14 protein-coding genes are annotated in these 14,160 nt (G+C 71.8%); 7 read left to right on the top strand and 7 right to left on the bottom strand.

From position 1 onward, the window contains the following. Positions 1–10 precede the first annotated feature (10 nt). Positions 11–544, top strand: a complete 534-nt coding sequence (locus tag VAB18032_RS09085; RefSeq protein ID WP_013732505.1) for a DUF3558 family protein — start codon at positions 11–13, stop codon at positions 542–544. Between the two features lie 15 nt (positions 545–559). On the opposite strand, the gene VAB18032_RS09080 is transcribed toward VAB18032_RS09085, so the two are convergent. Continuing rightward, positions 560–1,756 carry an FUSC family protein gene (locus tag VAB18032_RS09080; RefSeq protein ID WP_013732504.1) on the bottom strand — a complete coding sequence of 399 codons (1,197 nt, stop codon included), beginning with the start codon at positions 1,754–1,756 and terminating at the stop codon, positions 560–562. Between the two features lie 245 nt (positions 1,757–2,001). Here VAB18032_RS09080 and VAB18032_RS09075 point away from each other — a divergent pair, with 245 nt between their 5' ends. The 5 genes from VAB18032_RS09075 to VAB18032_RS09055 all read left to right on the top strand — a co-directional run bounded on the left by VAB18032_RS09075 (position 2,002) and on the right by VAB18032_RS09055 (position 6,791). Continuing rightward, the gene (locus VAB18032_RS09075) at positions 2,002–4,101 is read left to right on the top strand and encodes a cellulase family glycosylhydrolase (RefSeq protein WP_043720172.1); all 2,100 of its coding nucleotides are present in this window, start codon (positions 2,002–2,004) and stop codon (positions 4,099–4,101) included. A gap of 95 nt (positions 4,102–4,196) precedes the next feature. Then, the gene (locus tag VAB18032_RS09070; protein ID WP_013732502.1) at positions 4,197–4,577 is read left to right on the top strand and encodes a YccF domain-containing protein; all 381 of its coding nucleotides are present in this window, start codon (positions 4,197–4,199) and stop codon (positions 4,575–4,577) included. Between the two features lie 95 nt (positions 4,578–4,672). Continuing rightward, a complete protein-coding gene (locus VAB18032_RS09065; protein WP_013732501.1) occupies positions 4,673–5,410 on the top strand; it encodes a polysaccharide deacetylase family protein in 738 nt (245 codons plus the stop codon). 68 nt (positions 5,411–5,478) lie between these two features. Beyond that, entirely contained in the window at positions 5,479–6,606 is a 1,128-nt protein-coding gene (locus VAB18032_RS09060; RefSeq protein ID WP_013732500.1) for a UDP-N-acetylglucosamine--LPS N-acetylglucosamine transferase, read from the top strand. Positions 6,607–6,608: 2 nt separating this feature from the next. Further along, positions 6,609–6,791, top strand: coding sequence for a hypothetical protein (locus VAB18032_RS09055; RefSeq protein ID WP_013732499.1), 183 nt, complete (start codon positions 6,609–6,611; stop codon positions 6,789–6,791). On the opposite strand, the gene VAB18032_RS09050 is transcribed toward VAB18032_RS09055, so the two are convergent. Next, positions 6,749–9,094: a flippase-like domain-containing protein gene (locus VAB18032_RS09050; RefSeq protein ID WP_013732498.1), complete on the bottom strand. Its 2,346-nt coding sequence runs from the start codon at positions 9,092–9,094 to the stop codon at positions 6,749–6,751. The two genes, VAB18032_RS09055 and VAB18032_RS09050, sit on opposite strands and share 43 nt — an antisense overlap. A 126-nt stretch (positions 9,095–9,220) precedes the next feature. Between VAB18032_RS09050 and VAB18032_RS09045 the strand changes: the two genes are divergently transcribed. Next, complete coding sequence (locus tag VAB18032_RS09045) at positions 9,221–9,826, top strand: DedA family protein (protein WP_013732497.1); 606 nt, start codon at positions 9,221–9,223, stop codon at positions 9,824–9,826. Between the two features lie 25 nt (positions 9,827–9,851). Here the strand turns inward: VAB18032_RS09045 and VAB18032_RS09040 are convergent, their stop codons facing one another. From VAB18032_RS09040 to VAB18032_RS09020, 5 genes are all read right to left on the bottom strand, one after another. Then, on the bottom strand, positions 9,852–10,472 hold the full coding sequence (locus VAB18032_RS09040; RefSeq protein ID WP_013732496.1) for a vitamin K epoxide reductase family protein: 621 nt from the start codon (positions 10,470–10,472) through the stop codon (positions 9,852–9,854). After that, positions 10,469–11,125 carry a DsbA family protein gene (locus VAB18032_RS09035; protein WP_043720167.1) on the bottom strand — a complete coding sequence of 219 codons (657 nt, stop codon included), beginning with the start codon at positions 11,123–11,125 and terminating at the stop codon, positions 10,469–10,471. The genes VAB18032_RS09040 and VAB18032_RS09035 overlap by 4 nt, the downstream gene beginning before the upstream one ends. 114 nt (positions 11,126–11,239) lie before the next feature. Further along, positions 11,240–12,154 (bottom strand): cation diffusion facilitator family transporter, encoded by a 915-nt coding sequence (locus VAB18032_RS09030; RefSeq protein WP_013732494.1) that lies wholly within the window; start codon positions 12,152–12,154, stop codon positions 11,240–11,242. A 150-nt stretch (positions 12,155–12,304) separates the two neighbouring features. Continuing rightward, complete coding sequence (locus VAB18032_RS09025; RefSeq protein ID WP_269764244.1) at positions 12,305–12,628, bottom strand: DMT family transporter; 324 nt, start codon at positions 12,626–12,628, stop codon at positions 12,305–12,307. A 78-nt stretch (positions 12,629–12,706) separates the two neighbouring features. Next, positions 12,707–14,080 carry an FAD-dependent monooxygenase family protein gene (locus VAB18032_RS09020; protein ID WP_013732492.1) on the bottom strand — a complete coding sequence of 458 codons (1,374 nt, stop codon included), beginning with the start codon at positions 14,078–14,080 and terminating at the stop codon, positions 12,707–12,709. Between the last annotated feature and the right edge of the window lie 80 nt (positions 14,081–14,160).

Below are 14,160 nucleotides of genomic sequence, written 5' to 3'. Positions count from 1 at the left end.
AGGAGACACCGTGCGGCACCTGACCTGCGTCGCCCGACTCGCCGTGGCGGCCACCGTTCTCACCGTCCTGGCCGGCTGCGGCGGTACGGAGCCCGCGGCGGCACCGCCGGCACCGGCGCAGCCGTCGGAAGCCGCGGCACCGACCGAGGCCACCGAGGCACCCGAGCCCTCTGCCGCGGCGCCGGTCGACGCCTGCGCGCTGGTCTCGAAGGAGGACGCCGAGAAGCTGGCCGGTACGCCGCTGGAAGACCCGCTGCCGAGCGGGGAGACCTGCTGGTTCACCGGGCCCGTCTCCGGGCCGGTGGCACAGGTCGAGGTGCACGTCGGCGACGGGGCGAAGAAGATCCTGGACATCGACCGCGACCTGAAGCACGAGTTCGAGACGCTGTCCGGCATCGGGGACGAGGCGTACCTCGAGGAGGGGATGGTCTTCGTCAACGTCTCCGGGGTCTGGGTGGCCATCCGGCTGGTCCGCACCGACGACATGGCCAAGTACGACGAGCGGCTGACCGAGTTGGCGCGAACGGTCGCCGGCCGACTCTGATCCGCCCCGCTTCGGTCACGTCGGGTCGGGCTGCCCGGTGATTTCGTACCGCGCGTCGAAGCGTTTCCGGATCACGTCGCTGGCCTCCTGTTCGTCGCAGCCGAGGCTGCGCAGCAGGTCGGTGGCGACGGTACGGATCTGCGCCACCACCACGCTGCCGGAGAAGCCGACCCCCTCGGCGTACGCCTCGGCGGCCCGGTCCACCGCCTTAAGGATCAACTGTTCGGACCGGTCGGTGGGGCGCCCGCTCTCCGCCTCGACCTGGAGCAGCGCGAGGGCGTCACCGAAGTAGTGCACGGCGGCGGCCAGCCCGGATGGCACGGGCTCGTCGTCCCGGATCGCCGTGGCCGCCCGGCGCAGCATCTCCTGGCCGCCCCGGATGGCCAGGGCGAGATAGCGGGTGCCGCGTTCGTAGTGCTCGAACTCTTTACGCCGGTGCCACCGCGCCGGTGATATCGCCACCGCCTCCCCGGCCCCGGAGACCGCGTCCTTGAGCAGCTTCAGTTGGGGGTCCAGCCCGCTCAGCGCGTCCCGGGCCTGGGTCACAGCCGGGTAATCGCTGCGGGAGATGCCGTCCGCGGCGTCGTGCAGGTGCTCGATCAGGGCCGCGAAGAGCGGACGCGCCGCCCGCTGGATGATCCGTACCGGGTTGACCGGTAGGACGGCGACCACCACCACGGCGGTCACTCCGCCGATCACGGCGTCGACGATGCGGGGCACCTCCAGTCCGCGCTGCACCGGAGCCAGCGTGGCGATCAGCACGGCGGTGCCGCCGGCCTGGGTGACCACCTGTCCGCCCCGGCTCAGGCTCAACGCGAGCAGGATGGCCAGGGTGACCACGGTGCCGGTCTGCCAGGGGCCGGTGCCGATCACCGCGATCAGGGCGTCGCCGACCAGCAGCCCGGCCAGCACGCCGAGCAGCAGTTCGACGGTACGCCGGGTGCGTCGGCCGATGGCGGCGGCGATGGTGCCGACAGCGGCGGTGGGGGCGAAGACCGGTGACGGGTGGTGCAGCAGGTTGTGCGCCACCCACCAGGCGAGCGCGGCGGCCACCCCCGCCTGCACGGCGAGGATCGCGTACAACTCCAGGGTCCGTCGCCGCTCCCGCCAGTCGACCCGGACGCTGAGTGCGGCAACCGTGCCCGCGATCCGGTCCCTCGCCGAGCCGGCGGCGCCACGCGCCCAGCTCCCGTTCCGCTCGCCCGCCGCCACGCGGCCGAGTACCCCGGCGGGCCACGCTCATTCACACCGACTGTTCCCGAACAGATCGCACGTTCAGGCGGCACGGACCGAATTGTGAAGTACGGTGCCACCTGCACAGAAGCCCCGTACATCGCGTTGCGTCGATTGACAAAGTTCATGATCCCAACTTATTGTGCGAGCCGGCCGGATGTTGCCGGCGATCCGGTGACACGCGGCCAGCCACCCGTCGACACCATCACCACACGAGGAGCGTCATGGCCGGGCTGCGCGGCACACTACGAAGGACACGATGGCGACTGGGCGTGGTCGGCGCCGGGGTCGCCGCCCTGCTGGCCGGGGTCGGACTGGTCAGCGCGGGCGCCGCCCACGCGGCGGCCGGCTGCCGGGTGGTCTACTCCGCGCCGAGCCAGTGGCCGGGCGGTTTCACCGCGAACGTCGACCTGACCAACCTCGGCGACCCGCTCAACGGTTGGCGGCTGACCTGGACCTTCCCCTCCGGTCAGCGGGTGACGCAGGCGTGGAACGCCACCGTCACCTCCGCCGGCAACGACGTCACCGCCACAAACGTCAGCTACAACGCGGCGCTCGGCACCAACCAGTCGGTGTCGTTCGGCTTCAACGGCTCCTGGTCGGGCAGCAACACGGCCCCCACCTCGTTCGCCCTCAACGGGGTCACCTGCACCGGCAACGTCGGCCCGACCACCCCTCCCCCGACCACGCCACCGCCGACCACCCCACCCCCGACGACCCCGCCGCCGACCGGTGACGCGATGGCCTACGTGGCCGCGATGCAGCCCGGCTGGAACCTCGGCAACACCTTCGACTCCGTCGGCGCCGACGAGACCGCGTGGGGCAACCCGCGGGTCACCGAGGCCCAGTTGGACGCCATCCGGGCGCAGGGATTCAACAGCATCCGGATCCCGGTCACCTGGAGCAACCGCCACGGGCCCGCGCCGTCCTACACCATCGACGCGGCCTGGCTGAACCGGGTCAAGGAGGTCGTCGGCTGGGCCCTGGACGACGGCTTCTACGTGATGATCAACCTGCATCACGACTCGTGGCAGTGGATCCACGAGATGCCGACCAACCGGACGACGGTGCTCAACCGCTACAACGCGCTCTGGACCCAGATCGCCGCGGCGTTCCGGGACGCCTCACCGAAGCTGCACTTCGAGAGCGTCAACGAGCCGCAGTTCGCCAACAGCTCCGGTGACGCCCAGAACGCGCAACTGCTGCACGAGCTGAACGTCAACTTCCACCGGATCGTGCGCGCCTCCGGCGGCAACAACGCCACCCGGATGCTGGTCCTGCCGACCCTGCACACCTCCTCCGAGCAGGCCCGGATCAACGAGCTGACCACGACGATCAACCAACTCAACGACCGCAACCTGATCGCCACCGTGCACTTCTACGGCTACTGGCCGTTCAGCGTGAACGTCGCCGGCGGCACCCGCTTCGACGCCACCACCCAGCAGGACCTCGTCGACGCCTTCGATCGGGTCCACAACGCCTTCGTCACCCGGGGCATCCCGGTGGTCATCGGCGAGTACGGCCTGCTCGGCTTCGACCGGCACACCGGCACCATCCAGCAGGGCGAGAAGCTGAAGTTCTTCGAGTACTTCGGCTACTACGCCCGGCACCGACAGCTGACCACCCAGCTCTGGGACAACGGCCAGCACTTCAACCGAACCACCTTCGTCTGGCGGGACACGGAGCTGATCAACCAGATCAAGTCGAGCTGGACGACCCGCTCCGGCACCGCCTCGTCCGACCAGGTGTACGTGCCGCGCACCGGCACGATCACCGCCAAGACGCTGACCCTCAACCTCAACGGCACCACCTTCTCCGGTCTGCGCCAGGGCAGCACCGAACTGGTCCGGGGCACCGACTACACCGTCTCCGGCAACCAGCTGACGCTGACCGCCAGCGCCGTGACCCGACTGGTCGGCAACCGGGCGTACGGCGTCAACGCCACCCTCCAGGCGCGCTTCTCGGCCGGCGTACCGTGGCGGATCGACGTGATCAGCTACGACCCACCGGTGCTGTCCAACGCCACCGGCACGACCGCCTCCTTCGCCATTCCGACCCAGTTCCGCGGCGACCAGCTCGCCACCATGGAGGCGCGGTACGCCGACGGCAGCAACGCCGGACCGCACGACTGGACGTCGTTCAAGGAGTTCGACGTCACCTTCTCCCCCGACTACACCGGCAACCGGATCACCCTCACCGACACCTTCTTCGGCGAGGTACGCGACGGCAGCCCGGTCACCCTCACCTTCCACTTCTGGAGCGGTGCCCAGGTGACCTACCGCGTCACGAAGTCCGGCGGCAGCGTCACCGGCCAGACCGGCTGACCCGCCGCGCGCCACCGGCCTCCCCCGGCCGCCCCCTGCGGGGTGCCCGGCCCTCCCCCCGGGGGCCGGTGGCGCGCACCGGTCATGATTGGTTCATGATCCGATTCGTACTGAACGTGCTCTGGCTCATCTTCGGCGGCGGGCTCGTGCTGGCGGTCGGCTACGGCATCGCCGCTCTGATCTGCTTCGTCCTCGTCGTCACCATCCCCTTCGGGGTGGCCTCGCTGCGGCTGGCGTCGTACTCGCTGTGGCCCTTCGGCCGCACCCTGGTCCCCAAGCCCGGTGTCGGTGTCGCCTCCGGCGTCGCCAACGTCATCTGGGTCGTGCTCGCCGGGTGGTGGCTCGCCCTGTCCCACATCGTCGCCGGCGTCAGCCTCTGCCTCACCGTCATCGGCATCCCGTTCGGCGTGGCCAACTTCAAGCTCGTCCCGGCCGCGATCTGGCCGCTGGGCCAGGAGGTCGTCCCCGCGCCGTAGGCCGGACCGACACAGCCGCCGCACCGAGCCGGTGCCGCGATCGGCGGCCCGCACGGCCGACCGCTGGGTATAAAGAGGGTGTGCCGTCTCTCCGGATGCTCGCCGGCACGACGGCCGCCGGGTTCGCGCTGCACGCCGTACCGGCGCTGACGTCCGTGGCGCCGGTACGCCGTCGGCTGCTGCCCGAACTGAGCGGGATCGGCCGGCCCGGGCACGTGGCGCTGACCTTCGACGACGGGCCGGACCGTCGGTCCACGCCCCGCTTTCTGCACCGGCTCGACCGGGCGGACGTACGCGCGACCTTCTTCCTGCTCGGCAGCCTGCTCGACCGCGATCCCGGACTCGGCCGAGAGATGACCGCGCAGGGCCACGAGGTGGCGGTGCACGGCTGGGAGCACCACAACCTGCTGTGCCGCACCCCGTCGGCGACGTACGCCGACATCGCCCGCGCCCGGGACCGCATCGCCGAACTGACCGGCCAGCCGCCACGCTGGTACCGCCCGCCCTACGGGGTGCTCACCACGGCGGCCCTGCTGGCCTGCGCCCGACTGGGTCTGCAACCACGGCTGTGGACGGCCTGGGGCCGGGACTGGCGGGCGGATGCCACCGCCGGCTCGATCTGCCACGACGTCCTGCGAACGCTGCGTCCCGGCGGCACCATCCTGCTGCACGACTCGGACCACGTCGCGGCTGCCGGATCGTGGCACGCAACGTTGACGGCGCTCCCCGCCCTGATCGACTGGGCCACGCAACGGAACCTGACGCTCGGCACACTCAGCGACCACCAGCCCGTCGGTGCTCGGCCGGTGACAGCGCCGCCCGGCCGGGCGTGACCTGCGCAACGACGGGTATCCGCGCCTGCGTGACGGAGTGCAGGCGCCAGACACAGCGGGCAGGTCCGGTGGTCGACGACTGGACGGAAGTGACGCTGGGTCGCACCGGCGGCGCTTCGAACGCGCCCGACGGCCGGATCGTGGTGGTCTCGGCGGACATCGGGGCCGGCCACGACGCCGCCGCCGCCGAACTGGAACGCCGGTTGACCGATCAGGGCCGGCAGGTTGACCGGCTGAACTTCCTGTCCCTGCTGCCCGGACCGCTCGACGTCACGGTGCGCGAAAGCTACCGGGGCATGTTGCGCTGGCTGCCCTGGTGCTACGACGCGCTGTTCAGCGCGACCGGCCGCTCGCCGGCATCGGTGCAGCTGTTGCGGGCCGCCTTGCGTCCGGTGTTCCGCCGCATGCTGGCCCGCCTGCCGCCGGACACCCGGGCCGTGGTGACGACCTTTCCCTTCGCCAACCAGATCCTCGGGCCGATGCGGGTCGCCGGGCTGGTCAACGCGCCGCTGGTGACCTACGTGACCGACTTCGCGGTGCACCCGACCTGGATCGCGCCGGGCGTGGACCTGTACTGCGTCGTGCACGAACTCTCCCGTCAGCAGGCCATCGCCGGCGGCAGCGCCCCGGTCCGGGTGGTCCGCCCGCTGGTCAACGCCCGGTTCGCCGCTTCTGCCCAGCTGAGCACCCAGGCCGCACGGCGACAGTTCGGGCTGCCCGAACAGGGTCGCCTCGCATTGATCGTCGCGGGCTCCTGGGGCATGGGTGACGTGGCCCGGACCGCGACGGAGGTGCTGGCCACCGGCTGCGTCGAGCCGGTCGTGGTGTGCGGACGTAACCAGCGGTTGTACCGCCGGCTGCGGCGGTTCCCCGGGCACGTGCTGGGCTGGGTCGACGACATGCCCACCCTGATGCGGGCGGCGGACGTCGTGGTGGAGAACGCCGGCGGGCTCACCTGCCAGGAGGCCCTCGCCTCGGGCCGCCCCACGATCACCTACCGGCCCATCGCCGGGCACGGCCGGGCCAACGCAGACCTGCTCAGCCGCTCGGCCCTGACCAGTTACATCGACTCCGCGCAGCGACTGCGACCGGCCCTGACCGAGCTGCTGGCCGCAGCCGAGGGCGGCGACCCAGGTGCCGACGCGCGCATCGACATGGCCGGCGTCGTGGCCGACGTACTGACGCCGATGAGGTGAGGATGGCCGGGCTGACGCGCAGCCGACGCCGGGACCTGCTGCGCGGCGGCGCTCTGGTCACGTTCGGGGCCGGACTCGGGGTGGTCGACTTCGCCGAGGCGGCGGACGTGGCCGACCGGAGGCTGCCGATCCGGGCCGCGCCTCAGACCAGCCGTTGCCGGGCCAGGATCCGCAGCGCCACGTAGCCGAGCGGGGCGGGCAGCCAGAACGTCGCGAGCCGGTAGAGCAGCACGCCGGCGACGGCGGTGTCGACGGGTACCCCGTAGAGCAGCAGCCCGGAGACCAGGGCCGCCTCGGTGGCGCCCAGGCCGCCGGGAGTGGGTGCGGCCGAGGCCACCCCCTCCCCGACGACGCACACCAGGATCACCGGTGCCAGCAACGCGAGATCGATCGGCTCACCGACGGCGAGCAACCCGAAGTAGAGGCTGAACCCGTACGCGAGGGTGAGCGCCAGGGCCGCGCCGATCAGCCGGGTCAGCCGATGCCGGCGGGGCAGCGCGCGCAGGGCGGCGATGCTCTCCCGCAGCACCGCACGGCCACGACGGCGCAGCTGAGGTACCGCCAGCACCGCCGCGACGGCGAGCAGCACCAGCAGCACACCGAGCAGCACGGGCAGCGCCCTGGCCGTGACGGCCTGCTCGGCGGCGCGGGTGGGTCGGCGGGCGAAGGGCAACAGCACCGGCAGCAGCAGCGCCACCGACACCACGCCGGCCACCCGTGAGACGACCACGGCGGTCGCCGACTCGGCGGCACGCAATCCCTTCTGGTGCAGATAGCGCAGGCTCAGCGCGGCGCCGCCGACACTGCCGGGCGCGAGCCGGTTGGCGAACGACGCGGCCACCTGCACCGCGGTGGCCTCACCGAGCGGCACCCGGTTGTTCGACGCCAGCCGCAGTACGACGGCGCTGAGCAGGTAGGTCGCGGCCGAGCCGAGCAGGGTGGCGGCCAGGGCCAGCGGATGTGCGTGCAGCATCAGGCGCAGCGCGGCGCGTACCTCGCCGAGCTGCGGCAGCAGCAGGTGTACGAGCAGGCCGAGCGCGATCAGCAACAGGACGCCCCGGGGCGTGATCCGGACGACCCGGGCCAGCCGTTGTTCCCGCTGCGGGCAGCGGCGCATGATCTGGCCGCGTAGCTGCTCCAGCAGGTCAGGGGTATGTCGCAGCAGGTCACGGCTGGCCCGGGAGAGCACTGCCGGTTGCAGGTACGGCAGGCTTCCCGCGATGTCGTCGACACCGAGTTCGGCAATCGCCACGTCGACCGCCGTGCCCGGATCCACCCGGCCGGCGAGGGCGACCAGCAGCTCGACGATGTCCCGGGCCCGCTGGTCAGCGGCGGCGTCGTCGACGCCGAACCCGAAATCGACCAGGTACGCGCCGTCGCGGTCGACCAGGATGTTGGCCGCCCGCAGGTCACGATGGGCGATCCCGCCCCGGTGCAGCAGCGCCACCTGCCGGCACACGTCGGCGATCGACGCCGTCGGCAGCGGTCCGTACGTGGCGTCCAACGGTGCCGCGTCGATGAACTCCTGCACCAGCACGGCCTCCCCACCGGGCAGGGTGGCGGTGGTGACGACCGACGGAACCCGTACGCCCGCCCGTTCGGCCAGCAGCGTCAGGCAGGTCTCGTGCTCGCTCTGCTGCTTCGCGCTGAGGTACGGCGGCTCGTCGGCGACGTGCCGGTAACGCAACCGCCGGTACAGCTTGTAGGCCCAGTCGGCGTCCCGCTGCTGCCCACCGGTGACCTTGACGAACAACCGCCGCCCGTCGCCGGTGACCACCAACCACGGCCACGAGCCGCGGGCGTCGCCGCTCAGCGGCGCGAGCCGGACCACGTCGAAGCCACGGTGTCGCAGTGCCTCGCGCAGCACGCCGGTGGACCGCTGCGGACCGACCTCCCCGACGACCAGCCGGGTCAGACAGACCGCGAGCCAGCCGACGAGCAGCCCGCCGATGGCGTCCACCGGCAGATGGGCGCCGACATGCACGCGCGCCACGGCGACCACCGCAACCGCCGGCCAGAGCAGGCGCCGCCAGCGGGTGCCGCCGGCCCGCGCCGCGACCAGTGCCAGGGCGGTGGCGACCGCGACATGCCCGGAGGGATAGCCCAGCGAGCCGGTGACCCGATCGTGCAGCACGGCGTCGGCCAGCAGCGCTCCGGGCCGCTGCCGGGCCACCGCGACCTTGTTGACCACCGCCAGCCAGTACGCCAGGTTCCCGGCCAGCAGCAGGTCACGGGCGACCGCGAAGCGCCGCAGCACGGCGGCGAGCGCAGCCGTGCCGAACACCGTGAGGTACGAGCCGAGCTGCATGACCACGATCAGCACCGGCGTCACCCCCGCCGGCAGACGGTTGAGCAGGGTGAACACGTCCCGTTCCCAGGCCGCCACCGGGTGCTGGCGGACCAGCAGGCCCAGCCCGACCAGCAGGACGGTCGAGACTGCCAGGCTGACCAGCAGAGCCGGCGACGGACGATGCGTCCGGGATAGCACAGTCCTCGTCCCTGGGGCGTTCGTTGACCTGCTCTCGATTCGTACGCTACGGGCTGACCCACCGCCGGTTGGCGGTTTCCCGGTTCGCCCGCCCGCCGGGCCGTCGCGAAGCGCCAGAATCAGCAGATGGAACGGGTACTGGCTGGGATCGCCGCACTGCCGCCGTTGGTCGTGCTGGCTCTGGTGTTCCTGCTGCCCGCGCTGGAGTCCTCGACGCTGCTGGGGCTGCTCATACCCGGTGAGACCGTCGTACTTGTCGGCGGCGTGGTGGCCCACCTCAGTGGGCTGCCGCTGTGGGCGGTGATCGTTGCCGCGGCCGTCGGGGCCTGCCTCGGCGACCAGGTCGGCTACCTGCTGGGTCGCCGGTACGGGCCCGGGGTGCTGGCCCGCGCGCCGGCCGTGCTCCGTCGTCGCCTCGACCTGGACCGGGCCCGACGCCTGGTCGCCGCGCGAGGAGCGATGGCGGTGGTGATCGGCCGGTGGGTGGCCGTGCTGCGGGTGCTGGTGCCGCTGGCGTCCGGTGCCAGCGGCATGCGGCGCAGCACGTTCGGCTGGGCCAACGTCACCGGCGGGCTGCTCTGGGCGGTGGCGGTGGCGACGCTCGGCTACCTCGGCTCGGCCTCCTACCGCTATCTGGAGCGGGAACTGGGCATCGGCACGTACACGCTGCTCGCCGTGATCGTGGTGCTCGCTCTGCTGGCGTTCTGGCGGCACCGCCGGCGGGCGCACTGACCGCCGACCGTCGGGGCGGGCGGGCTCACCAGAGGGTGGACCAGTAGTCCCAGAAGCGGACCAGGATAGCCAGCATGATCAGCACGTACCAGGCGACCAGGATGAGGCTGTGATAGCCGGTGAGACCGGAGAGCCGGGCCAGCGGCGACCTCGGCGCGACCGCGCCGAGGTTACGCAGGCTGGTGTAAAGGAAGATCGCGATGGTGACGACCCAGACCACCATGCAGTACGGGCACAGCGCCGAGATCACGTAGAGGCTCTGGTAGATGAGCCAGTGCACGAAGACCACGCCGAAGGTGGCCCCCGCCTGCAGGCCCAACCAGCACCAGCCGGGCAGCCGCACCCGGGCCAGCAGCAGGACGCCGAGCGTGGTGACCACGGCGAAGCCGGCGATGCCGAGCAGCGGGTTGGGGATGCCGAAGGCGGCGGCCTGCGGCGTGGTCATCACCGAGCCGCAGGACAGGATCGGGTTGATGCTGCAGGTGGGCACGTAGTCGGCGTCGGCCAACAGGTTGATCTTCTCGACGGTCAGGGTGCCCGCGGCGAGCAGTCCGATGCCGCCGCCGACGGCCAGGACCCAGGCGGTGACCCGGGCGACGAATCCGGCCTGCGGCGTCTCGGGACGGCGGGCGACGGTGGCGGTCACTGGGCGAGCGCGGCGTCGATGGCGGCGACCATGTCCGACTGGGTACGGACCTCGGTCAACTGCCGGCCGTTGAGGAAGAACGTCGGGGTGCCCCGTACCCCGGCGGTCTCGCCGTCGGCCCGGTCAGCAGCCACCCGCTGGGCGGTGGCCGCGGCGTCGAGGTCGCGCCGGAAACGCTCCACGTCCAGGCCCAGGTCCCGGGCGTACCCGACGAACCTGTCGGTCTGTGGCGCGCTCTGGTGTCCCCACTGCGCCTGGTTCTCGAACAGCGTGGCGTACATCTCGGGGAACCGGCCCTGCTCGGCGGCGGCCTGCGCGGCGCGGGCGGCCAGGTCGGCGTTGGGGTGGCTGGCGATCGGGAAGTAGCGCACCACGAACGTGATCCGGTCCTGGTAGGTGTCCAGGATCTCGGTGATCGACGGGTAGACCGCGCCACATGCCTCGCACTCGAAGTCGAGGAACTCCACCAGGGTGACCCTGCCGTCGGTCGCCGTGCTGAGCCGGTGGCTGTCGTCGCGGACCAGCACGGCCGGGTCGACCGGCGCGCCGCTGGCGACGGGCCGGCTGGTGTTCCGGTTCACGGCGATCACAACGATCATGGCGAGAATGACCACCAGGATCATCGCCAGGGTCAGTCGCGTATTCCTCGTCATGCCGGAGCCAGCCTTTCGGTGCGGGTGCGCCCCATGCTGGCCGGGTTTCCTGTCAGCTTCCTGAAAGCACGCGCTGCCGGCCCCGCACCGGGCGGTCGTGGCCCCGCCCGGGTGTCACCAGTGCGCGCCGTGGCACACGTCCTCGGCGTCCTGCGGCTCCACCTGAAGGGTGGCGTGCTCGATGGCGAAGCGGTCGTGCAGGACCTGCCGGGCGGTGCTGAGCACCCGGCCCAGGTCCGCCCCGGCCGTCAGTTTCAGGTGCGCCGAGGCCACCTCCATGCCCGAGGTCAGGGTCCACACGTGCAGGTCGTGCACGTCGGCGACGCCGTCGAGGGCGCGCAGCCCGGCCCGTACCTCGGTGATGTCCACGTGTGGCGGCGCGGCCTGGACGAGCACCCGCAGGGCGGCCCGACCCAGCTTGTAGGTGCGGGGCAGGATGAACGCGCCCACCGCCACCGCGACGATCGGGTCGGCGTACCACCAGTCGGTCACCGCGATCACCACGGCGGCGACGATCACGCCGACCGAGGCGAGCAGGTCACCGAGGACCTCCAGGTACGCCCCGCGCACGTTGAGGCTCTCCTTGGAGCCGGAGCGCAGCAGCAGGAACGCCACGACGTTGGCGACCAGACCCGCCACGGCGACGATCAGCATCGGGCCGACCAGCACCTCCGGCGGTTCGTCGAACCGGCGTACCGCCTCGACCACCACGTAGACGGCGACCCCGAACAGCAGCACCGCGTTCGCCAGTGCCGCCAGCACCTCCATCCGGTACAGCCCGAAGGTGCGTTGGCCGTCGCGGGACGCCTTGCTCGCCGCGGTGATCGCGGCGAGGGCCATGCCGATGCCGAGCACGTCGGTGAACATGTGCCCGGCGTCCGACAGCAGGGCCAGCGAGCCGGTCACCCATGCTCCGACCGCCTCCACCACCATGAAGACGGCCAGCAGGGCGAAAGCCGCCCACAACCGCCCACGGTGCTTCTCTCCGGCGCGCAGCACCTGCCGCCCGTGGTCGTGCCCGGCACCCATCGTGCGTCCTCCCGCCCAGCAGTCGCCGATCAACATATGCGGGCATTGCAATAAGTGCAACTTTAGCGGTTGGCGGGCGACCGGTACCGCGGTTCGCGCAAAATGCTGCGGGGCCGGTCCCGGCGTGACCAGCGGGGTCACACCGGGACGTCAGTGCGCGCCGCGCAGGTTGAGCAGGACGACGCCGGCGATGATCAGACCGACCCCGACCACCTTGGTGACGGTCAGCGGTTCACCCAGCACGGTCGCGCCGATGGCCACGATCGCCGCGGTGCCCAACCCCGACCACAGGGCGTACGCGACACCGACCTCGATGCCCTTCACCGCCTGGGCGAGCAGCGCGAACGCCGTCAGGTAGGACACCGCCAGCCCGAGCGTCGGCCACAGGCGGGTGAATCCCTCGGTGGCCTTGAGCAGGCTGGTGCCGGTGACCTCGGCGGCGATAGCGAGCAGCAGGAAGACGTACGCCACCATGCACTCCGTTCCACTCCGGATGAGCCGACGGAGATCACTCTGCCGGTCGGGCGCGGCGATCACCAGAGGCGTGCCTCGTCACCGGGCCCGCAGGTTCGCGCGCAGCGCACCCAGGATGACCCCGGGCCTGGCCAGCGCGTTCGGGTGCTCGCACAGGGACACCACGTCGTTGAACCGGCGGGCGGTGGCGATGTCGGTGACGGTCGCGTCGACGATCTGCCGGCTGACCCAGCGGGAGAACCGGTAGCCACGCGGGTACGGGCCGTCGACGTGCGGCAGGGCCAGGTCGGCGGAGGTCGACATCGACCACGCGGCGTCGACCACGACCTGCTGCAGGGCCAGGAACTCGCGGGCCGGCTGCCGCAGATCCGGCCCGGCACGCAGGTACGTCGACAGGCAGGCGGCGTGCAGGGCCGCCGCCGTGATGCCCTGCCCGTACACCGGGTTGAAGGAGGCGACAGCGTCGCCGACCGGGACCAGCCCGGCGGGGAAGCGGCTCAGCTTGTGGAAGTCCCGCCGCCGGCTGTCGGCGTGCCGGTAGGTCTGCACGTCGCCGAGCAGTTCGCTGTCGGCGACCTCGTGGAACTCGGGTGGGAACTCGCGCAGCCGGCGAACGAAGTCCTCAGGTGTACGGCCCGGACGATTGTCCGCGTACCCGGCCATCATCGCCATCCACCGGCCGTCCTCGATGGCGAAGAACGCCGCCCCGGCCACCGCCGCCGACGTCCGCGGGCTGTTCAGCGCCAGCACGACGGTGTGCTGCGGCTTGTCCGCCCGACGCCGGAACAGCGCGGTGGCGTAGTTGAGGTGCACGCTCATCCGCCGCATCTCAGGGCGTTCCCAGCCCGCCTGCTCCAGCCAGTCGGAGAGCCGGCTCGACCGGCCCATGGCGTCCACCACGAGATCCGCGTTCTCGGTGCCGGCAGTGCCACCGACCTCGTAGCGGACCCCGCTGGTGACGGCGCCGTCGAAGACGAGACCGGTGGCGCGGGCGGTGATCGTCTTGACGTTGGGCAACCGCAGGACCTGCTGCCGGATCAGCCCTTCCAACAGCGGCCGGCTGCCGGCCAGGCTGTCGGCGTCGCCCGGCACGACGACCTTCAACCGCCCGTCGAGGTAGCTTCGGCGGGCCTCGGGTGGCGCCTCGACCGCTCCCTGGGCCACGGCCTGCCTGCCGAAGCCCGGGAAGAGCCGCTCGAGTTGCAGGAAGCCGCCCGGCAGCAGGGCGTGCAGTTGCGTCCCCTGCGGCACGCCGGGCCGGCGACCCGGGACGTGCAGGTCGTCCCGATCGATGACGACGACGCTCTGCGCGTGCTCCGCCAACGCCCGCGCGGCCAGCAGACCGGCGACACTGCCGCCGAGCACGACGGCCTTGTCGATGGACGGCGACGGCTGGTCGAGCGGTCGCACCGCGTTCAACGTGGCGAAGACCTGGGCCGGAGAGAGGGACATGGGCTCTCCAAAGAGGGGTACGAGACGGCGCCTGCCCGCGCGCGCCTGCCGTGGCGTCACGGCAGCGACAGAGCGGCGAA

The organism is Micromonospora maris AB-18-032 (genome assembly GCF_000204155.1).
Classification (GTDB): Bacteria; Actinomycetota; Actinomycetes; order Mycobacteriales; family Micromonosporaceae; genus Micromonospora; species Micromonospora gifhornensis.
This window is presented reverse-complemented; position numbering and strand designations above follow the sequence as displayed.

Coding starts and splice junctions, on each gene's coding strand:
- VAB18032_RS09075 (WP_043720172.1), top strand. CDS start 2,002: ATGGCCGGGCTGCGCGGCACACTACGAAGGACACGATGGCGACTGGGC.
- VAB18032_RS09070 (WP_013732502.1), top strand. CDS start 4,197: ATGATCCGATTCGTACTGAACGTGCTCTGGCTCATCTTCGGCGGCGGG.
- VAB18032_RS09065 (WP_013732501.1), top strand. CDS start 4,673: ATGCTCGCCGGCACGACGGCCGCCGGGTTCGCGCTGCACGCCGTACCG.
- VAB18032_RS09055 (WP_013732499.1), top strand. CDS start 6,609: ATGGCCGGGCTGACGCGCAGCCGACGCCGGGACCTGCTGCGCGGCGGC.
- VAB18032_RS09045 (WP_013732497.1), top strand. CDS start 9,221: ATGGAACGGGTACTGGCTGGGATCGCCGCACTGCCGCCGTTGGTCGTG.
- VAB18032_RS09035 (WP_043720167.1), bottom strand. CDS start 11,125: ATGACGAGGAATACGCGACTGACCCTGGCGATGATCCTGGTGGTCATT.
- VAB18032_RS09030 (WP_013732494.1), bottom strand. CDS start 12,154: ATGGGTGCCGGGCACGACCACGGGCGGCAGGTGCTGCGCGCCGGAGAG.
- VAB18032_RS09025 (WP_269764244.1), bottom strand. CDS start 12,628: ATGGTGGCGTACGTCTTCCTGCTGCTCGCTATCGCCGCCGAGGTCACC.
- VAB18032_RS09020 (WP_013732492.1), bottom strand. CDS start 14,080: ATGTCCCTCTCTCCGGCCCAGGTCTTCGCCACGTTGAACGCGGTGCGA.